17 protein-coding genes are annotated in these 21,821 nt (G+C 71.1%); 9 read left to right on the top strand and 8 right to left on the bottom strand.

Annotation, left to right across the window (positions count from 1 at the left end; genetic code table 11):
- Nucleotides 1–314 precede the first annotated feature (314 nt).
- Nucleotides 315–5,786 (bottom strand): discoidin domain-containing protein, encoded by a 5,472-nt coding sequence (locus tag MXD64_RS06225; RefSeq protein ID WP_263137261.1) that lies wholly within the window; start codon nucleotides 5,784–5,786, stop codon nucleotides 315–317.
- A 151-nt stretch (nucleotides 5,787–5,937) separates the two neighbouring features.
- Between MXD64_RS06225 and MXD64_RS06230 the strand changes: the two genes are divergently transcribed.
- Complete coding sequence (locus tag MXD64_RS06230) at nucleotides 5,938–7,092, top strand: low temperature requirement protein A (RefSeq protein WP_263137262.1); 1,155 nt, start codon at nucleotides 5,938–5,940, stop codon at nucleotides 7,090–7,092.
- 135 nt (nucleotides 7,093–7,227) lie between these two features.
- Here the strand turns inward: MXD64_RS06230 and MXD64_RS06235 are convergent, their stop codons facing one another.
- Both MXD64_RS06235 and MXD64_RS06240 read right to left on the bottom strand, forming a co-directional pair.
- Entirely contained in the window at nucleotides 7,228–9,057 is a 1,830-nt protein-coding gene (locus MXD64_RS06235) for a BCCT family transporter (protein WP_240048699.1), read from the bottom strand.
- A 53-nt stretch (nucleotides 9,058–9,110) separates the two neighbouring features.
- Nucleotides 9,111–9,395, bottom strand: coding sequence for a YrhK family protein (locus MXD64_RS06240; protein WP_017886936.1), 285 nt, complete (start codon nucleotides 9,393–9,395; stop codon nucleotides 9,111–9,113).
- Nucleotides 9,396–9,617: 222 nt separating this feature from the next.
- On the opposite strand from MXD64_RS06240, the gene MXD64_RS06245 reads away from it, so the two are divergent.
- The 4 genes from MXD64_RS06245 to MXD64_RS06260 are packed head-to-tail and all read left to right on the top strand — an operon-like array spanning nucleotide 9,618 to nucleotide 15,306.
- Complete coding sequence (locus tag MXD64_RS06245; protein WP_263137263.1) at nucleotides 9,618–10,925, top strand: ABC transporter substrate-binding protein; 1,308 nt, start codon at nucleotides 9,618–9,620, stop codon at nucleotides 10,923–10,925.
- 25 nt (nucleotides 10,926–10,950) lie between these two features.
- Nucleotides 10,951–11,922, top strand: coding sequence for a carbohydrate ABC transporter permease (locus MXD64_RS06250; RefSeq protein ID WP_263137264.1), 972 nt, complete (start codon nucleotides 10,951–10,953; stop codon nucleotides 11,920–11,922).
- Nucleotides 11,919–12,827 carry a carbohydrate ABC transporter permease gene (locus MXD64_RS06255; protein WP_214532580.1) on the top strand — a complete coding sequence of 303 codons (909 nt, stop codon included), beginning with the start codon at nucleotides 11,919–11,921 and terminating at the stop codon, nucleotides 12,825–12,827. Before MXD64_RS06250 ends, MXD64_RS06255 begins: the two co-directional genes overlap by 4 nt.
- 10 nt (nucleotides 12,828–12,837) lie before the next feature.
- Complete coding sequence (locus MXD64_RS06260; protein WP_263137265.1) at nucleotides 12,838–15,306, top strand: glycoside hydrolase family 31 protein; 2,469 nt, start codon at nucleotides 12,838–12,840, stop codon at nucleotides 15,304–15,306.
- A gap of 130 nt (nucleotides 15,307–15,436) precedes the next feature.
- Here MXD64_RS06260 and MXD64_RS06265 read toward each other — a convergent pair whose 3' ends face one another.
- The 5 genes from MXD64_RS06265 to MXD64_RS06285 form a co-directional block, all read right to left on the bottom strand.
- Complete coding sequence (locus tag MXD64_RS06265) at nucleotides 15,437–16,483, bottom strand: LacI family DNA-binding transcriptional regulator (protein ID WP_083389447.1); 1,047 nt, start codon at nucleotides 16,481–16,483, stop codon at nucleotides 15,437–15,439.
- An 89-nt stretch (nucleotides 16,484–16,572) separates the two neighbouring features.
- The gene (locus MXD64_RS06270; RefSeq protein WP_263137266.1) at nucleotides 16,573–17,286 is read right to left on the bottom strand and encodes a GAF and ANTAR domain-containing protein; all 714 of its coding nucleotides are present in this window, start codon (nucleotides 17,284–17,286) and stop codon (nucleotides 16,573–16,575) included.
- Nucleotides 17,283–17,996: a GAF and ANTAR domain-containing protein gene (locus MXD64_RS06275; RefSeq protein WP_042540450.1), complete on the bottom strand. Its 714-nt coding sequence runs from the start codon at nucleotides 17,994–17,996 to the stop codon at nucleotides 17,283–17,285. Before MXD64_RS06275 ends, MXD64_RS06270 begins: the two co-directional genes overlap by 4 nt.
- The gene (locus tag MXD64_RS06280; RefSeq protein WP_263137267.1) at nucleotides 17,989–18,324 is read right to left on the bottom strand and encodes a hypothetical protein; all 336 of its coding nucleotides are present in this window, start codon (nucleotides 18,322–18,324) and stop codon (nucleotides 17,989–17,991) included. The genes MXD64_RS06275 and MXD64_RS06280 overlap by 8 nt, the downstream gene beginning before the upstream one ends.
- A gap of 117 nt (nucleotides 18,325–18,441) precedes the next feature.
- Nucleotides 18,442–18,795, bottom strand: a complete 354-nt coding sequence (locus MXD64_RS06285) for a helix-turn-helix transcriptional regulator (RefSeq protein WP_263137268.1) — start codon at nucleotides 18,793–18,795, stop codon at nucleotides 18,442–18,444.
- 184 nt (nucleotides 18,796–18,979) lie between these two features.
- Between MXD64_RS06285 and MXD64_RS06290 the strand changes: the two genes are divergently transcribed.
- From MXD64_RS06290 to MXD64_RS06305, 4 genes are all read left to right on the top strand, one after another.
- Complete coding sequence (locus MXD64_RS06290; RefSeq protein ID WP_017887473.1) at nucleotides 18,980–19,312, top strand: hypothetical protein; 333 nt, start codon at nucleotides 18,980–18,982, stop codon at nucleotides 19,310–19,312.
- On the top strand, nucleotides 19,309–20,349 hold the full coding sequence (locus MXD64_RS06295) for an AraC family transcriptional regulator (protein WP_263137269.1): 1,041 nt from the start codon (nucleotides 19,309–19,311) through the stop codon (nucleotides 20,347–20,349). Before MXD64_RS06290 ends, MXD64_RS06295 begins: the two co-directional genes overlap by 4 nt.
- Nucleotides 20,350–20,483: 134 nt before the next feature.
- A complete protein-coding gene (locus MXD64_RS06300) occupies nucleotides 20,484–21,593 on the top strand; it encodes a fatty acid desaturase family protein (RefSeq protein WP_042540448.1) in 1,110 nt (369 codons plus the stop codon).
- Between the two features lie 16 nt (nucleotides 21,594–21,609).
- Nucleotides 21,610–21,819, top strand: coding sequence for a cold-shock protein (locus MXD64_RS06305; protein ID WP_042540496.1), 210 nt, complete (start codon nucleotides 21,610–21,612; stop codon nucleotides 21,817–21,819).
- Nucleotides 21,820–21,821 lie beyond the last annotated feature (2 nt).

Here is a 21,821-nt window from a genome sequence, read left to right on the forward strand (position 1 = left end):
TCCCCGAGCGGCATCAGTCGATCCGCACGCGTTCCACCGTGCGCTCCGTCCTGTCCGCGATCGGTGGCTCAACCATGCCGCACGCCGGACCGGACCGGTGTCTCGATCCTGCAACGACTCAGTCGTGCCGACAGGCGGACTGGAGGCCCGGTGCCAGCTGGCACCGCGCCTCCAGTCCGCCGGTTGGTCGCGTCCACCGCTCGGCCCGAGTCGGACGCCGGAACCTGCGGACGGCGGTCAGGTGGTCCGGATCGTGCAGGCCTTCGCGACGACGTCGCCGCCGGACAGGTGTGCGTGAAGCGGGGGCGTCGGCGCTACCGGATCTCGAGGTCGTACAGCGAGTAGCCGTACGGGGTCGCCCGTTCGACACCGTGCACGCGGACGTACCGCCACGAGCCGTCCAGGTCGTGCCGGTCGGTGCCGCCGTTGCCGTCCGTCTCGGTGGCGAGCGTCGTCCACCCGTCGTCGCCGGCGTTCCGCGCCTCGATCCGGTAGGAACGTCCGAAGGCGTCCTCCCACCGGAGCACCGCGCCGTGCAGGCGCTGCGGTGCGCCGAGGTCGACGGCGAGCCACTGGTCGTCGGTGTGTCCGCTCGCCCAGCGTGACCCCGGGTCGCCGTCCACGGCGTTCCGTGCGGGGACGCCGTCGCCCTCGTCGGCCGATGACGACACGGTCGCCCGTCGTGCCAGGTCCGGCGTCGGTCCGCCCTGCGTCGAGGTGACGCGGAGGTCCCAGAGGGAGACACCGAACGCGGTGTGCCGGCGGTCCGCGACGACCCGGACCCAGCGGCCGGTGACGTCGTCGCCCTCCAGCCGGTGGATCACCTCGCCGCCGGTCCCGTGGGCTTCTTCCGCGACGGTCCGCCAGGGGGCGTCGGCGTCGTCGCGGACCTGGACGCGGTAGGCCTCGGCCCACGCGGCCTCCCAGTCGAGCTGCACCTGGTCGATCGGCACGACCTGCCCGAGGTCGACCGCCAACCACGCACCGTCGCGTGCTGCGCTGGCCCACCGGGTCCGGGCGTCGCCGTCCACCGCATTGCCGCCGGACAGGTCGCCGCGCTCGTCCGACGAGGTGGTGACGGGCTTGCCGGCGGCCACGTCGCGAGAGCGGGCGGGTGCCGTTCCGCCGTCGTCGTCACCGTCGGTCGCCTCGTCGAGGGTCGTGACGGTGGCCGTCCCGGATGCTCCCGGCACGGTGGCCGTGACCGTCGCGGTCACACCGCCCTCGGCCGCTGCGGTGATGACACCCTCCCCGTTCACACTGCCGCCACCGGAGACACTCCACTCCGGACGGTCCGCGGCGAGCCGCCCGCCGAACCCGTCGTGGTCGAACCCGTAGGCCGCCATCCGGACCGTGTCACCGGCGCGGACGGTCGTGGTGCGTGGTGCGACGAGCACGTCCTCGACGTCGACGGTCGAGGCCGCCGGGGTGCCGGACACGTGCACCTCCCAGATGGAGTACCCGTACCCGGTGAGGCGGTCGGTCAGGTGCAGGCGCACGAACCGGGCGGTCTCGCCCACGGGCACCGTGTCCGCGTCGGCGGTGGTCTTGTCGACCGTCCGCACGTCGCGCCAGGGGTCGTCGGCGGTGTCCCGGACCTGCAGCACGTACCGGGCGGCGGCCGCGTTCTCCCAGTCCACCCGCACGGTGTCGACGTCGGTCAGCCGCCCGAGGTCGATCGTGTAGTCGACCTCGTCCACACCGTGCGCGCTCTCCCACCGGGTGCTGCGGTCCCCGTCGACGGCCTTCCCGGCGACGTTGCCGCCGTCCGAGGAGCTCGCGTCGACGTCGGCACCCGCTGCGGCGTCGGGGATCGACGTCACCGAGGCGACGACCGCCGAGCCCTCGACACCGCCACCGGTCGCGACGACGTACCCGGAGCCCGCGGCTGTGGTCGTCACGGTGCCGTCGCTCCCGGCGCTTCCGGCACCGGTGTACGACCAGGTGACGTCGGCGGGCAGGGCCGCCGGGTCGCCGTACTGGTCGTGGCCGGCGGCACGGAACCGCTGTGGCGTCCCGACGACGAGCCGGTCGAAGCCGGGCGTGACGTCGAACCCGGTGAGGACCGGTGCCGGTGCGACCCGGAAGGCGTACGACCCGTGCACGCCGCCGATCGTGGCGGTGACGGTCGCCCGCTCCGCGCGCTCCGATGCACGGTGGACGCCGTCGGCGCTGATCGTGCCGGTGTCGGTCGACCAGGTGACGTCGTCCAGCGCGACGGTGGCGCCGTACTGGTCGTAGCCGGTGGCGGTGAAGGTCGTGGTCGCACCGGGGACGATCGTCTTCGGGGCTCCCTGGGCGCTGACGACCACCTCGGTGAGCCGCGCGTCCAGGTGCGAGGTGATCTGCGTCTGCGCCGGGACCGCGATCTGGCCGATCACCTCGGCGCCCTCGTAGACGTCGTACGTGTGCTGCACGGTGTCGGGGTTGTCGAGCACGTAGCTGATCGTGCCGTCGGGTGCGCGGAACACCTGGCTGAGCGGGTCCGAGGTGTGCCGGTCGGTGACCTCGGTGCCGACGGTCCGGTTCGACATCGCCTGGTGGTAGACGAGGCCGGCCATCGACTGTCCGGTCACGGCCGGGTCGTCGGCCGCCCACAGTGCGGCGTGCACGTCGGCGTAGGTGTCCGGGTCGTACTGCCCGAGGAACCCGAGCACGACGTTGCCGAGCGCGTCGCCCATGCCGCTGAACACCCGCGCGGCGTGCTCGGTGTCCTCGCCGGGGGTGTGGTCGGTGAGGTCGACGCCGTACAGCTGGTCGATGGTCCGGGTGTCGGCGCGGAAGTCGTCCACCAGGAACGGCATCAGCGGGGACGGGGTCGGCCAGTCCTGGGGCCTCCGGTCGGCGGTGGGACCGTCGAGCTCGGAGGGCACCAGCGAGTCGGGCAGGTTCTCCGGGGTCCAGTACCGGTCGGGGAACACCACCCGTCCGTCGTCGTCCACGCTCACCAGCAGGGTGTCGGTGGCCGGGTCGTACAGGGGGTTCGCCGCGGTTCGCCGGGTGACGTACCCGGGGTGGTTCGTCTCGACCGCACGGATCGCGTCCTGCAGCTCACCGATCGCGGCCGGGCGGTCGCGGGTGATCTTCACGTCGCCGTAGCTGCCGACGCCCCACCACTTCTTCGTGAGCATCTGGATGCGTGCCGCGTTGCCGTTGGTGACCCCGGCCTGCCCGATGGACTCCGGGCGGGCGGCCATCATCTCGCGCATCAGGGCCTTCGAGAAGCCCGGGTCCCAGCCGAAGTAGTCGAACCACGGGGCGATCGGCATCCACTGGATGCCGGAGATCCAGGCGGGGTCGCCGGAGAAGTACGTGGCGTGGGCCTGCCCGGAGTCGAACAGGATCCCCGCCTGCCCGTGCTCGTACTCGTCCGGGAACGCGCCGTTGCCGTCGTACGACGCCGAGGCGGGGTTGCCGCGGGCGTTCTGCCAGTACGCGCGGACGGCGGCCCGCTCGGTGACGTACTGCACCGCACCGGCGGCCTGCATCTCGTCGTCGCCCAGGACCGAGCCGAGCAGGAAGAGCCCCGCCTCGGACTGGATCGCCTCGGACGAGGACTCCTGGTTGTTGCCGCCGGGGGACGACACACCACCGGCGTTCGACCGGCCCTCCCAGACCCCGAACGTGCGCATGTGCGGGAACCGGGCGTCGTCGCGGTCCCAGTTCGCGTACTGCTTCGCGACGAGCGTCGCCATGCCCTGGTACTTCGCCGCCCACGCGTGGTCGACCCGGCCGAGCATCGCCGTCGCGACCGCGAAGTAGCCGTAGTGGAAGTGGTTGTCGTTGAACTGCGCGGACCCGTACGAGTCGGCGAACCCGATCAGGGCCTTCCACGTCGGGTACATCGCGAAGAAGTGTTCCGCCTCGCCGTCCGTGTACGTGTACCAGTCGGTCAGGGCGCGCTCGAGGGTGTCCTGCAGCGTCCGGGCGTCCTCGGTGGCACCGATCTGCCGCGCGATCGTCATGTACTCGGCGAGCTGCAGGACGTCCTTGCCGCCCCAGTAGGTGTCCCCGCCGTACGTCGTCTTCGCGGCGTAGTCGTGCAGGTACTCGCGCATGATGCGCTCGGAGTACGGGTCGTCGCCGACCGCCTCGGGTGTGGCGCCGATCGGGGTGATGCCCGTGAACGCGTAGTCCAGGGTCCAGCCGCCGTGGCCGACGGTGGTCCGCATGGTGCCGCGCGGGGTCTCGTACGTGGCGCCGGTGAAGCGCAGGTTCGTGGTGGCGTCGGCGTACTGGTGCTGCAGCCACCCCTGGACGGTGTCGTGACTGTCGCCCTGCAGCGTGTCGGTGCGGATCGACCACTGCTGACGGACGTTCGCCGCCGCCGGGTCGTACGCGTACGTCATCGTCGTGTCACGGGGGACCGCGAACGCGGTGCGGTGCAGGTCGTCGAGGGACAACCCCTGCTCGGGCACCGCACTGAGCACCAGGTAGGGCGTGCCCGACGAGGCCTCCAGCGTGTTCCCGGCCCGGGTGAAGGTCGTGTCGTCGGGGGCGTGCACCCCGAAGACGTGGCCGTCCTGGCGGATCTCGAACCGGTCCGTCGTCACCGGCAGGTCGAGCGGTTCGCCGTCCCCGTCGGTGATCTCGGCGCCGTCCTGCAGGGTCAAGCGCGGGGTCATGCCGTGGAACTCGAACCACTCGTACGGCGAACCCTGCACGCTCGTGACGTCCATGTACTGTCCGCCCGGGCCGTCCTGCGGCATCCGCCAGCTGACGTTCCAGTCACCCCAGCGGAGCGCGTCGGCCTGCTTCGCCCGGAACGTGGTCGCGAAGCGGTCAGCGAGGCCGTCCGGGGCGTCGGTGAGCAGGACCTGGTCGACCAGGACGTGTGCCCACCCGGCCCGCAGGTCGTCCACGATCCGCAGCTGCGCGGACTGCCCCCGGTGCGCGGAGACGTCCCAGCTGTCCCACCGCAGCTGTTCGCTGTCCGTCCCGGTGCTGCTCGCCACGACGTCGCCGTCGACCAGCAGCTGCACGGCTTCGTGGTCGGGGTGCCGGCCGCCGCCGACCAGGAACGCCAGGGTCGAACGGTCGATCGTGAACGCCGGCGAGGTGAGGGTGCCGGTCGCGCCGTCGCCGTCCTCGTCGCTGAACGAGTTCAGGAAGTGTCCACCGAGCCACCCGGAGACCGCGCTCTGCCCGGCGGCCGTCCCCATGGCCGTTGCCGTGAACGCGTCACCGGTCGCGGTCCAGCCGTCGGGCAGCCCGTCCTCGAAGTCCGCCAGGGTGCGGTCGCTCGCGTCCGGGCTCGGTTCGACGGTCCCGCCGACCGTCACCGGTGCCTCCAGACGCATCGCCGTGCCGTCGCTGTTCCACCGCGTCGGGATCGTGAGCTTCGTGCCGGCGGCACTGTTCGACGAGACGAACGGGTACGCCCACATGTCGCCGGAGTACTTGCTGACCAGCAGGTCCGTCCACCACTGGTTCGTGGGCACCGGCTCGCCGGCCTTCGACGGATCGATGTACAGCTCCTGGTCGAGCGTCTTCCGCACGTCCGCGATGTCGGTGATCTCGTCGGGCGGGGTCGGCGCGTAGGAGCCGGCACCCACCTGCACGCCGTCGGCGGCGGGACCGACGCGGGACGAGCCTCCAGGCTGTCCCTGCGGTGCGGCAACCGCAGCACCCGGATCGGCCGGCGACCGCCGGGTGTCGGACGTCGCGGCGTGCGCCGTGGTGACGGCGGACGCCAGCAGTGTGGCGACGGTCAGGGCGCCGGCTGCGGCGCTGACGGCCGCTCGGCGGAACGACCTGGGACGGACGGCGGGACGCGGTGAGCTCACCGGGACTCCTGTCGGAACGGTTCGGCCGCGCACGACGTACACGGCCGTGGACGGCGGGGTCTGGTGGTGCTGGGCCTGCACCCGGACAGATCGGCAGCACCGGTCCCGCCGTCAGCAGTCCGCGTTCTGGGGATGCCCTACCGTTGGCCCCATGCCGACCATCGGACTGCGCCGGATGGTGCCGCGCGACCCCGACCAACGACACCGGGCAGCGAGTCCGCTCGAGCTCCTGTTCGACCTGGTGTTCGTCGTCGCCGTGGGCTTCGCCGCCACCAACCTGCACGAGATCGAGGTCGAGGGGCACGTCACCTCGGCCGTCCTGGCCTACGGGTTGGTGTTCTTCTCGATCTGGTGGGCGTGGATGAACTTCACCTGGTTCGCCACGTCGTTCGACACCGACGACTGGCTCTACCGGGTGATGACCTTCGTGCAGATGGCGGGGGTGCTCGTCCTCGCCGCCGGGGTGCACGCGGCCATGGTCGAGGACGACTTCACGATCGGCGTCATCGGCTACGTCGTCATGCGGCTGGCGCTGGTCGGGCAGTGGATCCGCGCCGCCGTGTCCTCCACCCGCTCCCGCCGCACCGCCGTCCTGCACGCCGTCGGCGTCACGGTCGTGCAGCTGCTCTGGGTGCTCTCCCTGGCCCTGCCCGACGACGTCTGGGGGTACGCGGCACCGTTCCTCGTGCTCGCCGAGCTGTCCGTGCCGATCTGGGCACAGACCTCGACGGGGACGACCCCGTGGCACACCCGGCACCTGGCCGAGCGGTTCTCGCTGTTCACCCTCATCGTCCTGGGCGAGGGACTGGTGGCCTCGGCCGGTGCGGTGATCGACGCCCTCGCGCACACCGAGCACCTCGGAGCCCTGCTGGCGCTCGCGGGCTGCGGACTGGTGATCACCGTCGGGATGTGGTGGATCTACTTCTCCCGCGAGCAGCACGCGCACATCCGCTCGCTGCCCACCGCGCTCGTGTTCGGCTACGGCCACTTCTTCGTCTTCGCCGCCGCCGGCGCGCTGCCGGCCGGCATCGAGGTCGCGGTCAGCGCCGACGCCGGACACGTCGCACTGTCGTCCGCCTCGGTCGCCGCGACCGTCGCGGTGCCGGTCGCGGTGTTCGTGCTGTCGATCTGGGCGCTCGCGATCCGGCCGTCGTTGTCCACGCGGGCCAACGCCGGGGTGGTGGCCCTGGTGCTCGTCGTCCTCGCGTCGATCGCGGTGCCGGCGGTGTCGCTGCCGCTCACCGCGCTCGCCGTGGCGGCGGTCGTCGTGACCCTCGAGGTCGCGTCCGCGCGGACCGACACCTGACGGACGACGGACGGGAGGTGGGCCCCAGCAGCCGGTACCGGCGCGACGCGCCAGCGGCGGGACGGCCGTGCCTGGAGGGACGGTGCCAGCTGGCACCGTGCCTCCCGTCCGCCAGGTGGTCGCGTCGACGGCGCGTCAGCGCTCGGGCTGCTCCGTCGCCGACGTGTCGGCCGACGTCGGACGCGCGTCGAGGCTCGGGTCGACCGCCGGGTCGGGCGAGATCGACTCGGGTCGCACGGGGAAGTCCTCGAGCGCACCGGCCTCCACCGTCGGAGCCGCGGCTCCGCGGCCACCGCGCACGCGGCTCTTCACCGCTGCCCACGGACGGCCGAGAGCGGACCGTGCGGGACGCTCGGAGGGCGCCTCGACCTCGAGCCCGTAGTAGGCGCCGACGTGCTCGAGCAGGACCTCGCGCTCGGCCTTGTCGTAGGCCCGGCGCTCGCGGGTGAAGGCGATGATCGTCGACCAACAGGTCAGGATCAGGACGATGCTGAACGGCAACGCGGTCGTGATCGCCGCGGTCTTCAGTGCGTTCAGCCCGCCGCTCAGCAGCAGCGCGACGGCGAGCAGTGCCGACACGGCGGCGAAGAAGACGCGCAGCCAGTTCTTCGGTTCGATGTCGCCACCCGACGCGATCATCGCCATCACGAGCGACCCGGAGTCGGACGAGGTCACGAAGAACACGCCGATGAGCAGGATCGCGCCGTAGGTCAGCACCACGCCGGCGGGCAGGTCACCGAGCAGCGCGAACAGGGACCCCTCGATGTCGACCGAGCCGTCCGAGCCGACGAGGCCGCCGGCACCGTCGGTCTGGCGGTGGATGGCCGCACCACCGAGCACCGCGAACCACAGGAACGTGAGCGCGGTCGGCACCAGGAGGACACCGAACACGAACTGTCGGACCGTGCGGCCCTTGGAGATGCGGGCGATGAAGACACCGACGAACGGCGCCCACGACATCCACCAGCCCCAGTAGAAGGTGGTCCAGGCGCCCTGCCAGGCCTCGCCCTCGGCACCCTGCTGCGCGGTGACGTTGAACGACAGGCCGACGATGTTCTGCAGGTAGGAGCCGATCGACTGCACGAAGTCACGCAGCAGGAACTGCGTCGGACCGACGATGAGCACGAAGAGCAGCAGCGCGGCGGCGAGCAGCAGGTTGAAGTTCGACAGGATCTTCATGCCCTTGGTCACACCGGTGACGAGCGAGACGATCGTGACGGCGGTGATCACCGCGATGATGGCGATCTGGCTGACGATGCTGCTGTCGGCGATGCCGGCGCTCTCGAGTCCGGCGCCGATCTGGATGACGCCGAGGCCGAGCGAGGTCGCGACACCGAACAGCGTGCCGACCAGGGCGATGACGTCGATCAGGTTGCCCCAGCCGCCGCGGACGCGGTTGCCGAGCAGCGGTTCGAGCGCCCAGCGGATCGACACCGGGCGACCCCGGCGGTGGATCGCGTAGGCCAGGGCGAGGCCGAGGACGACGTAGATCGCCCATGCGTGCAGGCCCCAGTGCAGGAAGGTCTGGGTCAGTGCCTGCTGCGCGAGTTCCTTCTCGTTGCCGGTGACGCCCGGGCGCGGGGAGGCGAAGTGGCTGAGGGGCTCGGAGACGCCGTAGAACACGAGGCCGATGCCCATGCCGGCGGCGAACAGCAGCGCGAACCACGAACCGGTCGAGAACTCGGGCTCGTCCTGGTCCTTGCCGAGCTTGATGTCACCGAAGCGGCTGAAGCCGACGAACAGCGAGAAGCCGACGAAGAACGCGGCGATCAGCACGTAGTACCAGCTGAAGTTCTGGACGATGCCGTCCTGCAGTCCGAGGAACATCGCCTCGGCGGTGGACGGGGAGATCAGGGTGAAGGCCACGAACCCCAGCACGATGACGGCGGCGGGCCAGAACACCCACCGCCGCAACTGCGGTGTCGTGGTCACGGGTCCGGGCAGGGGAGGAGTGGTGCTTGCCATGCAGTCCATGGTGCCTGCTCGCGTTCCTGTGTGTTCGCCCAGGCGTGTCGTGGTCAGAAGTCGCGCGCGGACTCCGAGGGGTTCCCGCGGCCGACCCGACCCAGGTGGAGCCTCCGCGACAGCCGGATGACCGGGCGGATGAGCAGCTGGATGCTCCCGATCAGGAACAGCCACGTGCCGGCCGTCGTGGTGCTCTCGGAGAAGAAGAGGACGCTGCCGACGATGAACCAGAGCGCCACCATCACGTCGTTGACGATGCTGATGGTCTCGTAGAGTCCGCGGATGCGGAGCTCTTCGTGCCCCACCCGGAGTGCGATGTCCCGTTCGTCCTGCGCCATCAGACGATCCTGTCAGTTCTGTGGCGCGTCCGTCCCAGTGGGTGGCGGGGCGCGGCCGTGGAAACGCTGCGCGGCGGACGGGAGGCGCGGGGCGGGCTGGCACCGTGCCTCCCGTCCGTAGGGCGCACTGACCACCGCCACATGCGATTACAACGTTGACGTACGCTTTACAGCGCTGTAAACAGGAGCCTGCGCGACGATGCGCGACGAGGGAGAGACCCGATGGTGGGAAGCAGGACCGCAACACTCCAGGCCGCGGTGAGCCGGCGGGGGTTCCTCACGGGCGCGGCCGGAGGCATCGCATTCGGCACGATGGCGCTCGCCGGGTGCGCGACCCCTGGGCGTGCCGCCGGTGGAGCCACGACGCTCCGCTTCTACGAGCAGAAGCAGGAGGTCATCGCGTACTTCGACAAGCTGCTGCGGCAGTTCGAGGGGGAGCACGCCGGCACGTCGGTCGTGCACGACAGCACGGCGGCCATCGCCCCGCAGTTCGTCCGCGGCGAACCGGCGGACGTCGGGTGCTTCAACGACAACCTCGAGCTCGCCCGGTACATCTCGCGCGGCGTGCTCAGCGACCTCGGCGACCTGCCGTCGGCCGCGCGGGTCCGACCCGACATCGACACCCTGACGAACCAGTACGCGACGTTCGAGGACCGCACGAGCGTGCTGCCGTACTCGCTCGCCGCGGCCGGCGTGATCTACAACAAGCGCATCTTCGCCGACCACGACCTGCCGGTCCCGACGACGTGGGACGACTTCGTCGAGGTCTGCCGGACCCTGCAGAAGGCCGGCGTCACGCCGATCTACGCCACCGACCGCGACACGTGGACGCTCTGGCAGGGCCTGTTCGACTACTCGGTGGGCAGCCTCGTCGACACCGGCTCGTTCTTCCGCAAGATGAAGGCCCTGGGCGCCGACGTCGGCCCGGACTCCGAGGTGTCGTTCGAGCAGGACTTCGCGGTGCCGATGGAGCGCGCGAAGACCATCTCGTCGTTCTTCAACCGCGACCACGCCACCCGGGCCTACGCCGACGGCAACCTGGCGTTCGGCAAGGGCGAGGCCGCGATGTACCTGCAGGGCCCGTGGGCGCTCGGGCAGATCGCGCTGATCGACGCGGAGCTGCCCGTCGGCACCTTCGCCCTGCCGGTGTCGAACGACCCGGCCGACCGCAAGGCCCGGGTCAACATCGACCTCGGGCTCTGGATCCCCACGGCGTCCGAGCACCCGGAGCAGGCGAAGGAACTCGTCGAGTTCCTCATGCAGCCCGATGTCATCGACGCCTACAACCGCGACAACCTGGCGTACTCGCCCCGCATCGACGCACCGCCACAGCAGGACGAGCGGCTCGCCGGCCTGCAGCAGTACGTCGACGACGCGGCGTTCTACCAGGGCGCCGGCACCTTCATCCCCACGTCGATCCCGCTCGGCAACTACCTGCAGTCGGCGATCCGGAGCGGGGACTTCACCTCGATGCTGCGGCGGCTCGACTCGGACTGGCGGCGGCTCGCCGGCCGTTCCGCGACGGTCTGAGCCGGACCAGGAACCAGGAGCCACCATGACCATGCAGACCCCGCTCTCCCGCGACACCGACCCGGCGACGTCCGGGCCGGCCACCGACGCAGCCCGCACGCACCGTCGTGTGGGTTCCCGCGGTGTCGGTTCACTCAGCCGCACCGAGGGCATGTACTACCTGTTCCTCGTGCCGGCCCTCGTGCTGTTCACGGCGTTCGTCGTCGCCCCCGCCTGCGTCGGCGTCTTCTACAGCTTCACCGACTACCTCGGGTTCGGGCAGTGGGACTTCATCGGCGTCGAGAACTACAAGGCGCTCGTCTCCGACCCCGCGATCCTGGCGTCGTACGGGTTCACCCTCGGCTTCGCGGCCGTCACCGTCGTCGTCACGCAGGTCGTCGCGCTGACGCTCGCGATCGCCCTGGCGAAGAAGATCCGGTTCGCCGCCGGACTGCGGTCGGTGTTCGTCATCCCGATGGTGATCTCGGGGATCATCGTCGCCTACGTGTTCAACTTCCTGTTCTCGAACACCGTGCCGGCCCTGGCCACGGGCGTCGGTTTCGGCCCGCTCGAGCAGAGCATCCTCGGCGACCCGAACCTGGCCTGGCTCGCGATCGTCATCGTGTCCGCCTGGCAGACCGTGCCCGGCGCGCTCCTCATCTACACGGCGGGCCTGACGTCCATCCCCGAGGAGCTGTACGAGGCCAGTGCACTCGACGGGGCGACCGGCTGGAAGCAGCTGCGGGCGATCACGCTCCCGCTGCTCGGCGGCTTCATCGTCATCAACACCGTGCTCGGTGTGAAGGGCTACCTCGGCGCCTACGACGTGATCGTCGGTCTGACCAACGGCGGGCCCGGCAGCGCGACCAGCAGCGTCGCGATGACGATCTTCGGCGGCTTCACCGGCGGCGACTACGCCTACCAGATGGCGAACGCGACCGTGTTCTTCATCATCACCGTCCTCATCTCCGTGCTGCAGCTCGCGGCGACCCGCGGAAGGAACCTGCGACTCGCATGACCGCCACCGACACACGACCCCCGACCGACACCCGCGCCGTGACCACCGGCGGCGGACGCTCCGGCCGCGGACACCGCCGACGACTGGGCGGCACGAACTGGACGCTCACCGTGGTCCTCGGCCTCGCGTCGCTGACCGTGCTCGTCCCGCTGTACGTGACGCTCTCGATGGCGTTCAAGACGACCGAGCAGTCCGTCGACGGCAACGCGCTCTCGCTGCCGTTCCCGTTCAACCCGGGCTCGTTCGCCGAGGCATGGCAGCTGACCCGGTTCCCGGTGTCCTTCTCGGTGTCGCTCGGCGTCGCAGCGCTCACCGTCGTCGCGACCCTGCTGCTCAGCTCGTTCGCCTCGTACGCGATCGTCCGGAACTGGCACAAGCGGTTCTTCCGGTACTCGTTCGTCTACCTGCTCGCGGCGATGTTCCTGCCGTTCCCGGTGGTGGCGCTGCCGCAGATCAAGCTGACCGCCGAGATCGGCCTGGACAACCCGATCGGTGTCGGGATCCTGCACGCCATGTTCCAACTGTCGTTCAGCGTGCTGCTCTACTCGGCGTACCTGCGGTCGATCCCGGTCGAACTCGAGGAGAGCGCCCGCATCGACGGGGCGTCCACGTGGCAGATCTTCTGGCGGATCATCCTGCCGCTCCTCGGCCCGATGAACGCGACGGTCGGCATCTTCGCGTTCCTGGCATCGTGGAACGACTTCATGATGCCGTCGCTCATCACGGCGGATCCGGGGTTGCAGACCCTGCCCGTGGTGCAGAACATCTTCCAGAGTCAGTTCGGCACCGACTACAACGTCGCCTTCGCCTCGTACCTGATGGCGATGGCCCCCACGATCATCGTCTACCTGTTCGCGCAGCGCTGGGTCATCAGCGGCGTGACCCAGGGCGCGGTCAAGAGCTGAGAGGCACCACGTGAGCAGCAGCACCACCGGCACCACCGGCACCACCGGCGCCGTCCTCCCTACCATCCGTCCGTTCCCGGGTTCGGACCCGGTCGCCGACCCCGCAGCCGTCGTCACCGGCGACCGCTGGCGCATCACCGTGCTCGACGCCGGGGCGTTCCGCATCGAGTGGAGCGACGACGGCGGGTTCGAGGACCGGGCGTCGACCTTCGCGTTGCGCCGCCGCCTGCCCGTGCCGGCCTTCACCGTGGAGCAGACGGCCGCCACCGACGGCACCGGCACCGACGGCGTCGTCATCACCACCGACCGCGCCCGCCTGCGCTACGACGGCCGCCCCTTCAGCCCGAGCGGCCTGGTGGTCGAGACCACCGGACCGGACGCCAACCGCTGCCGGTGGGGGCAGGAACCGCGCGACCTCGGCGGCACCGGCCGCACCCTCGACGACGTCGACGGCCGGATGCCGCTCGAGGCGGGGATCCTGGCCCGCGACGGCATCACCGCACTCGACGACAGCGAGTCGTTCCTGTTCGCCGACGACGGCTGGATCGGCACGCGGGTCCCCGGTCGCCGCGACGTCACGGTCTTCGCGTACGGCCGCGACTACGACGCTGCGCTCCGCACGTACCACGCCGTCTCCGGCCCGCCGTCACGGATGCCGCGGTGGGCACTCGGCAACTGGTGGAGCCGGTACCACCCGTACAGCGACACCTCGTACCTCGAGCTGCTGGACCGCTTCGCCGACGAACACCTGCCGTTCTCGGTCGCCGTCATCGACATGGACTGGCACCGGGTCGACTCGGTGCCGCCGCGCTTCGGCAACGGCTGGACGGGGTACTCGTGGGAGCCGTCGCTGTTCCCGGACCCCGAGGCGTTCCTGGCCGAACTCCACCGCCGGGGGATGCGCACGACGCTGAACCTGCACCCGGCCGACGGCGTGCGGGCGTTCGAGGACGCCTACCCCGCGGTGGCCCGGGCGATGGGCGTCGACCCGGAGACCGAGCAGCCGATCCCGTTCGACCCGACGGACCGCCGGTTCCTGCAGGCCTACTTCGAACAGCTGCACCGCCCGCTCGAGGAGCAGGGCGTCGACTTCTGGTGGATCGACTGGCAGCAGGGCCGCGAGACCGGGCTGCCCGGGGTGGACCCGCTGTGGCTGCTCAACCACTTCCACCTGCTCGACTCGGCACGACACGCGCCGTCCGGCGGCGCCGACGCGGGCCCGGACGCCGACGCAGCACCGGCCCCCGTCGACGGCATGACCTTCTCGCGCTACGCCGGCCCCGGCAGCCACCGGTACGCCGTCGGGTTCTCCGGCGACGCCGTCGTGTCCTGGGCGTCCCTGGCGTTCCAGCCCGAGTTCACCGCCACAGCCGCGAACATCGGCTACCCCTGGTGGAGCCACGACATCGGCGGCCACACCCGCGGCGTCCGCGACGACGAGCTCGCCACCCGCTGGGTGCAGTTCGGGGTGTTCTCGCCGATCATGCGCCTGCACTCGGCCAACAACCCGTTCATCCGCAAGGAGCCGTGGGTGTTCCCGGCCGAGGCCCGCGCCGCGATGGGTGAGGCGCTCCGCTTCCGCCACCGCCTGGTGCCGTACCTGCACACGATGAACCACGGCACGGCCGAGGGCACCGCGCTGGTCCGGCCGCTCTACCACCTGGAGCCGCGCCGCGACGAGGCGTACCGGGTGCCGAACACCTACGCGTTCGGTTCGGAGCTGCTCGTCGCCCCGATCGTGGCGCCGCGCGACCCGGTCAGCCGGCACGGGGTCGCCCGGGCCTGGCTGCCGCCGGGCACCTGGACCGACGTCTTCACCGGCACGGTGTACGCGGGTGACCGGTTCGTCGACCTGCACCGCACGCTCGACACGGTGCCGGCCCTGCTGCGCGCCGGCGGGGTCCTGCCGCTCGCGGCGGCCGACCAGCTCGACGCCACCGTCAACCCGACGGCGTTCGAGGTCCTCGTCGCACCGGGTGCACCCGGCGAGTTCACCCTGGTCGAGGACCACGAGGGCGAGGGCAGCCGCACCGCCCGGACCCGTCTGACCTGGGATCCCGAACACGCCGAGTTCCGGGTGCACGGCACCACCGGAGCCCTCGACGTCGTCCCCGCCCACCGCGACTGGCGGATCACGTTCCTCGCCGCGCCGGCCGACGGGCAACCGACATCGGCTCGCTCGGTCGACCGGTTCTCGGTCGACCTGTCCGTCGACTCGGCGTCGGGCGGATCGATCACGCTGGTCGGTGCTCCGGTCGTCGGGGTCGACGCGCGGGACGCCGTCCGGCAGGTCCTCGAGGGCGCGCAGGCCGGCAACGCGGAGAAGCTCGAGGCGTGGGAGGTCGTGGCGAAGGACCTGCCGCGTGCGGACCGCATCGTCGAGCTCGGCACCGTCGGGCTGCCCGACGCCCTGCGGGACGTCGTCGTCGAACTGCTCGGCAGCGTGCACCCGGGGGAGTCGGCTCCCGCAGGTCGCTGACGGCAATCGACGGGGGAAAGGCGGACGGGCGCGGCTCGCTCAGCAGTGTCGCGCCAGCGGCACGCGGGCCGCGCCGACCGAGCCTGCGAGGGAGGGGTGGCGGCGCCGCCACGGGCCTCCCGTCCGCCGTTCACGCGCCCTGGTGCGCCGCCCGGTCGGACGTGCCGTCAGCGTACGGCGCGCTCTCGCCGACGAGCAGGCGGTGGCCGACCGTGACCAGCCGGCCGGGCACGTCGGAGCCGTCCATCCGCTCGACCAGCAGGTCGAGCGCGGTGTCGGCGAGGGCGACCGTGTCGGGCGCGACGGAGGTCAGGCTCGGCACCAGGCTCGACCCGAGGCCGACCGCGTCCCACCCGACCACGGCCACGTCGCGGGGCGCGTCCAGACCGCGCAGGCGCATGGCCCGGAGCGCCCCGAGCGCGGCCAGGTCGTCGCGGCAGAGCAGCCCGTCGACGCGGAGTCCGGCGTCGAGCGCGGTACCGAAGGCGACCTCGGCACCGGCGGCGTCGCCGACCTCGCGGGGGACCAGCAGCGCGTCGTCGAGCGGCAGACCCGCGGCGACGAGTCCGGCGCGGTAGCCGTCCAGGCGCAGTCCGGACGTGCGCGACGACGGGCCGGTCTCGTGCCCGAAGAACCCGATGCGGCGGCAGCCGAGCGCCACGAGGTGCGCGACGGCCTCGGCGGCGGCACCGGCGTTGTCGATGACGACCTGGTCGGCGTGCGGGGGCCGGACGTCCTCGCCGAGGAACACCACGGCGGTGTCGCCGCGGATCCGGTCGATGGCCTCGGGCGTGAGCACCTGCGGGTGGATCACGACCCCGTCGACCACCCCGGCCTCACGCCCGCGCACGGCGGAACGCTCACCGTCCGGGTCGCCGGCGGTCTCCTCGAGCAGGAGCTGGTAGCCGCGGTCGGCGCAGACCCGCGAGAAGACGTGGGCCAGTTCGGCGAAGTACGGGCGTCGGAGGTCGGGGAACGCGAAGGCGAGCATGTTCGAGCGTCCGGTCGCCAGGGACCGGCCCGAGACGTTCGGGCGGTACCCGAGTTCGTCGATCGCGGCCTGCACCCGGCTGCGCATCGGGTCGCTGACGTGCTGGTAGCCACGGACGACGTTGGACACGGTCTTCATCGAGACGCCGGCGTGCGCGGCGACGTCCTGCAGCGTGACCTTGCCCATCCGCTCACCGTAGCGGGCGGCGGGGGCCGTGGTTGCTCGCCCGTGGTCGTGCGTGCTCCCCCGCGGTCGGGGTTGCTCGCCCGCGGTCGTCAGGGGACGAGTCGGCGCTGCACGACCGCGCGGGCCACCTCGGAGAGCGGCTCGCGGTGCTCGAGCGCGTACCCGCGGATCACCGCGAAGGCCTCCTCGATCGAGACACCCCGCAGGTACGACACGACGCCCTTGGCCTGCTCGATGACCTCGCGCGAGCCGATGGTGCGCTGCAGCTGCGCGCGGACGACCTCGTGTTCGCGCAGGGACCGCTCGTGCAGGATGCCGATCGTCGCCACGTCGGCCAGGGCACGGGCGACGCGCAGGTCCGATCCCCCGAGGGCACCCACGGCGATGCCGAACAGGTTGAGTGTGCCGATGACGGTGCTGCCCAGCCGGAGCGGGACGGCGTGCACCGACCGGAACCCGAGTTCGACCGCGCCCGTGCGGAACATCGCCCACTCCTCCGGCGCTGACTCGATGTCCGGGCAGGCCACGACCCGTCCGGTCGCGAACGAGGTCATGCAGGGTCCGGCCTCGGCGTCGAGCTGCAGGACCTCGACGAGCCGGCTCGCTTCAGAGGTCGAGGCCACGACCTCGAGCTCTTGGTCGTCGTTGGCCAGCAAGATGCCCGCAGCGTCGATGCCGAGTACCTCGGCGCAGGTCTCGACCAGGGTCTGCAGCAGCTCCACGACGTCGTAGGCGTCCACCAGGGTGTCGGCGAGCGACGTGAACGTCTCGAGGATCCGGGCTTCTCGGCCTGCCGTCGTCACTGGACCTCCTCGATCAGGTCGCCTCGCTTCTCGAACCGGACCGTGCCGTCGAGGATCTCCTCCGCCACCCGGCGCATGGTCGTCCGGCGGGCGAAGGCATGGCCCTGCAACAGCAGGTAGGCGTCCTCGGGGCTGATGTCGAGCTGCGCGAGCACCACACCGGTGGCCTGGTGGACCACGCGCCTGGACGACGGGCTCCGGTCGAGCAGGGCGTCGTCCTGGTCCGCGATGGAGCGGAGGGCTCGGCGGAGCACCCGGCGGCTGACTGCGGAGGCGAGGGTCATGGCCTGGCGTACGGTGTCCTCCTCGATCGTCGCGGGCTGCGGGACGTACACGTCGATCGCGCCGAGCGGGAACGGCCCGAAGGCGACCGGGAAGGCGAAGACCGCGCCGACGGGTTCGCTCCGGACGGCTTCGTTGAAGGCTGGCCACGCGGCGTTCGGACGCTCCACCAGATCCGTCTCCAGCACCGGGGCATCGGTCGAGAGCGCGGCCCAGCACGGTCCCTCGGACAGGTCGAGCTGGATCTCGTCGATCCGGGTGGCGACCTCGTCGGTCGCGGACACGGTCTCGCTCGGGCACAGCTCACCGAAGGTCGAGATCGAGACACCGCCCATCGGCAGCGCGAGCGCGAACGGCCGACTGAGTTGGTCGTCGGCGACGTCCGCCGACCGGAGCGCACGGAGTGCACGCTCGAATGCGTCATCCATGGGCGCCTTCCCTGCCGTCTCTCGATCCTACGCGCTGGGCGGTGTCGGACGACCCCGACGGCGCGGGCACGTTCGGCGGTGGGCCGGCACGCCAGGCCGGGAGCTCGGCGGGCTGGTACGTCCCCTGCTCGTCCTGCACCCGGAGCATCGCGTCCAGGGCCACCAGCGTCACGCCGGAGGTCTCGCGCACCACCGTCCGCACCGCGTTGCCGAGCAGGAACGCCATCAGGTCCTCGCTGCCGCCGTCGGGCCGGTAGTCGCGCCATGGACCGGCCCCAGCACGCTGCAGCGCCCCGGCGAGCACCGTCTGGGGGTCGTCGACGTCCACCTCGCAGTCCAGCACCAGCCGGAAGCGCCGCTGGTTCCGGTCCGACAGGCTCGGTGCGCCGTCCTCGCCGTCCTCGCCGTCCTCGCCGTCCTCGGGCGCGAAGGAGCGCAGCGCCGACTAGGGCGCGATCCCGTAGGCCGTCCGGAACGCCGCAGCCATCCGACCCGCGTTGCTGAACTGCCACCGCTGGGCGATCGCCGCGATGGTCCGCCGGTCGGGTGTGCCGGATGCCGCCTGCAGGTCACGACGCACCCCCTCGAGCCGCACTGCGCGCAGGAAGGCGCCCGGCGTCTGCCCGATCTCGGTCCGGAACCGCTTCTGCAGACTCCGCGGCGACAGCTGGACCGCCGCGGCGACGTCCGTGACGGTGATGTGGGTCGTCGCGTGCTCCTGGACGAACCGGAGCGCGTCCCGCACAGCACGTGAGAGCCGACGCGGGACGTCCCGTGCCGCACCGCTCCCGTCGTTCATGGGCCGACCGTACGGGAACCGTCCACGGTGCGTTGCCAGGACCCCGATCCCGGCCGCGGATGATCCGCCAGACGCGGTCTGGTGTCAACCCCTGACGTGACGGGAAACGTCCTGTTGATACTGAAAGTGTCTCGTGCGCCGCTGGTCGAAGCAGTGCACCACATCGAACCGACAGGGAGGCGCGATGGGACACGCACAGGGAACCTCGACCATGGTCATCGACTCCGTCGTGCGACAGCAGGTCGTCCACACCGAACGGATCCGGGCACTCGCCCCGACGGACCCGACGGACATCCGGGTGCAGCCGGTCGACGCCGGGTGCTGGCGGGTCGTCGACGCTGCATCCGCCTGGGGGGACCCGGACATGCTCCTCGGCTGCGTCGAGCGCACTGTCGACGGGGTCGACTGCACGCTCGTGGCGACACTGCACGAACAGGAACGGCTTGCGAGCCTGCGGGACGCCCGCTCCTGGTTCGAGCAGCGATGCGGACAGCACCTCGACGAGGCACCGTGTTGACCGCGGTCCACGGGGACGACGCGGCCCGGACCGTCACCGCGCGGATCGACACCCAGCGCCGCCACACCGAACGCTCCGGCACCGACCGGTCCTTCGCCGCGTGCGTGCTCGCCCAGGCCGGGCACGGTCGTGACGTCCGCTTCGACGTCGACGACGACAGTTCCCGGCTGCCCTTCCGGTTCCGGTACCGAACCCGCCGGGACGGATGCGTGAGCCTCGTCACGGCGTCGGCGACCTCCGGCTTCTCCGGGACCTTCGAACCCGTCGACCGCATCGTCGTCGGGTGGTCGAGTACCGGTGGCGTCCGGATCGCCGTCCAGGACGGTGCCGTCCTCGAGACCCGGCCCGGCACGCCCGTCCTGATGCCGACGTCGGGGGAGTTCTCCGTCCGCGCCCCGACGGGCACGCTGCAGCTGGTGAGCATCGACCGGTCACTCCTCGACCAGGTGCGCTCCTCGCTCGGAGCCGCGGCGCCGGAGCTGCCGGGCCGAGGTGCCGAACCCGCCGCGGGGGTGCTCGAACACCTGCGCCGGTGCGTCGAACAGGTGGCGGTCACCGCGACGCGCGACGGCTTCACCCAGGGCGCCAGGACCAGCGCGCAGGTCGCGCTCGTCGAGGCCGTCCTCGGAGCGTTCGGGACGCGCGTGCCCGTGAGCCTCCGGCGTGCCGTGACCCCGTCGACGGTCGAACTCGCCGTGGCGTACCTCGAAGGACACTGCGATCAGCAGCTCTGCCTCGCCGACATCTGCGACGCGGTGGGTGTGAGCCCCCGCACGCTCCAGACGGCGTTCATGCGGGAACACGGCGTCTCGCCGATGACGTTCCTGCTGCGGATGCGGCTCGACCGGGTGCGCGCGGCGCTGGAGTCCGGCAGCCGGCAGGAGACCAGTGTGAGCGAGGCGGCCCTGACATGGGGCTTCCGTCACCTGGGGCGCTTCTCAGGCACCTACTTCCGCCGATTCGGCGAGTACCCGGGCCAGACGTTGCGCGCATCGTCCGGTGCGTGCGCAGCGGGTCCGGAGCGACACGCGGGGTGATCTCGAAGGTCGTGCGACGTGTTCCGGACACCACGGTGAACACGCAAGTTCGGCCCCTAGGGTCGCCGCAAGCGCAATCGCGTGAACTCTCTCGAACCGGTCGAAGGACCGATCCGTGACTGAAAGCGGTCCACATGACCACGACTCCGCTCGCTCCGGGTTACACCCGCACTCGCCCCGCTACGGGAGCCCGAAAGGGCACCTCGACCTACTCCGCGCTCCTGGCGCAGGTGAAGGAGAACGGCCTGCTCCGCCGTCGTACCGGTTTCTACTGGGCACTGTTCAGCGCACTCGTCGGCAGCCTCGCCCTCACCTGGGTCGCGTTCGCGTTCCTGGGTGACTCGTGGTTCCAGCTGATCGTGGCCGGTGCGCTGGGGGTGCTGTTCACGCAGTTCGCGTTCCTGTCGCACGAGGCTGCGCACCGTCAGGTGTTCGAGTCCCAGAAGTGGAACGACCGCGCGGGCCGCTGGCTCGGCACGTTCCTGGTGGGGCTGAGCTACTCGTGGTGGATGAACAAGCACACCCGGCACCACGGCAACCCGAACACCGTCGGCAAGGACCCGGACATCGCCCCTGACGGCATCCGCTTCCTGCCCGAGGACGCCGCAGCCGTGAAGGGTGGCGTGATGAAGACCTTCATGCGCTACCAGGGGTGGCTGTTCTTCCCCCTCCTCACGCTCGAGGGCCTGAACCTGCACCGCTACGCCGTCATGTCGATCGTGACCGGCAACGGCACCAAGGCCGACAAGAAGCACCGCCTCATCGAGGGCGCGCTGCTGGTGGCGCGGTTCGCGATCTACCTGACGGTGGTGTTCTGGTTCCTGCCGTTCGGGATGGCGTGTGCGTTCCTCGGGGTGCAGCTGGCCGTGTTCGGCGTGATGATGGGTGCTTCGTTCGCTCCGAACCACAAGGGGATGCCGACCATCGCCCACGACGCGAAGGTCGACTTCTTCTCCCGCCAGGTGCGGACCTCGCGCAACATCCGTGGTGGTTGGTGGGTGTCGTTCCTGATGGGTGGGCTGAACTACCAGGTCGAGCACCACCTGTTCCCGTCGATGCCGCGTCCGGCGTTGAAGCAGGCCCGCCTGCTGGTGCGGGACCACTGCGACACCCTCGACGTGCCCTACACGGAGACCACGCTGCTGCGTTCGTACGGCATCGTCGTCCGGTACCTCAACCGCGTCGGCCTCGCCGCCCGCGACCCCTTCGCGTGCCCCATGGTCGCGCAGCTGCGCATCCACTGACGCCGTGCTGACCGCCATGCCCACGGGCACCGTGAAGTGGTTCGACCACAGCAAGGGGTTCGGATTCATCCACCCCGACGACGGGTCCGAGGACCTGTTCGCACACTTCTCCAGCATCGTCGCGGCGACCGGCTCCCGGCCGCTCGCCCAGGACGACCACGTGCAGTACGAGATCGGACCCGGCAAGAAGGGTCCGCAGGCGGACAACATCTCGATCATCCGCTGACG

It is taken from the genome of Curtobacterium sp. Arg-1 (genome assembly GCF_025643395.1).
Classification (GTDB): domain Bacteria; phylum Actinomycetota; class Actinomycetes; order Actinomycetales; family Microbacteriaceae; genus Curtobacterium; species Curtobacterium poinsettiae.

What these genes read in the sequence shown, in the direction of transcription:
- MXD64_RS06230 (WP_263137262.1), top strand. Translation starts at nt 5,938, where the DNA reads ATGCCGACCATCGGACTGCGCCGGATGGTGCCGCGCGACCCCGACCAA.
- MXD64_RS06235 (WP_240048699.1), bottom strand. Translation starts at nt 9,057, where the DNA reads ATGGCAAGCACCACTCCTCCCCTGCCCGGACCCGTGACCACGACACCG.
- MXD64_RS06240 (WP_017886936.1), bottom strand. Translation starts at nt 9,395, where the DNA reads ATGGCGCAGGACGAACGGGACATCGCACTCCGGGTGGGGCACGAAGAG.
- MXD64_RS06245 (WP_263137263.1), top strand. Translation starts at nt 9,618, where the DNA reads ATGGTGGGAAGCAGGACCGCAACACTCCAGGCCGCGGTGAGCCGGCGG.
- MXD64_RS06250 (WP_263137264.1), top strand. Translation starts at nt 10,951, where the DNA reads ATGACCATGCAGACCCCGCTCTCCCGCGACACCGACCCGGCGACGTCC.
- MXD64_RS06255 (WP_214532580.1), top strand. Translation starts at nt 11,919, where the DNA reads ATGACCGCCACCGACACACGACCCCCGACCGACACCCGCGCCGTGACC.
- MXD64_RS06265 (WP_083389447.1), bottom strand. Translation starts at nt 16,483, where the DNA reads ATGGGCAAGGTCACGCTGCAGGACGTCGCCGCGCACGCCGGCGTCTCG.
- MXD64_RS06275 (WP_042540450.1), bottom strand. Translation starts at nt 17,996, where the DNA reads ATGGATGACGCATTCGAGCGTGCACTCCGTGCGCTCCGGTCGGCGGAC.
- MXD64_RS06285 (WP_263137268.1), bottom strand. Translation starts at nt 18,795, where the DNA reads ATGAACGACGGGAGCGGTGCGGCACGGGACGTCCCGCGTCGGCTCTCA.
- MXD64_RS06290 (WP_017887473.1), top strand. Translation starts at nt 18,980, where the DNA reads ATGGGACACGCACAGGGAACCTCGACCATGGTCATCGACTCCGTCGTG.
- MXD64_RS06300 (WP_042540448.1), top strand. Translation starts at nt 20,484, where the DNA reads ATGACCACGACTCCGCTCGCTCCGGGTTACACCCGCACTCGCCCCGCT.
- MXD64_RS06305 (WP_042540496.1), top strand. Translation starts at nt 21,610, where the DNA reads ATGCCCACGGGCACCGTGAAGTGGTTCGACCACAGCAAGGGGTTCGGA.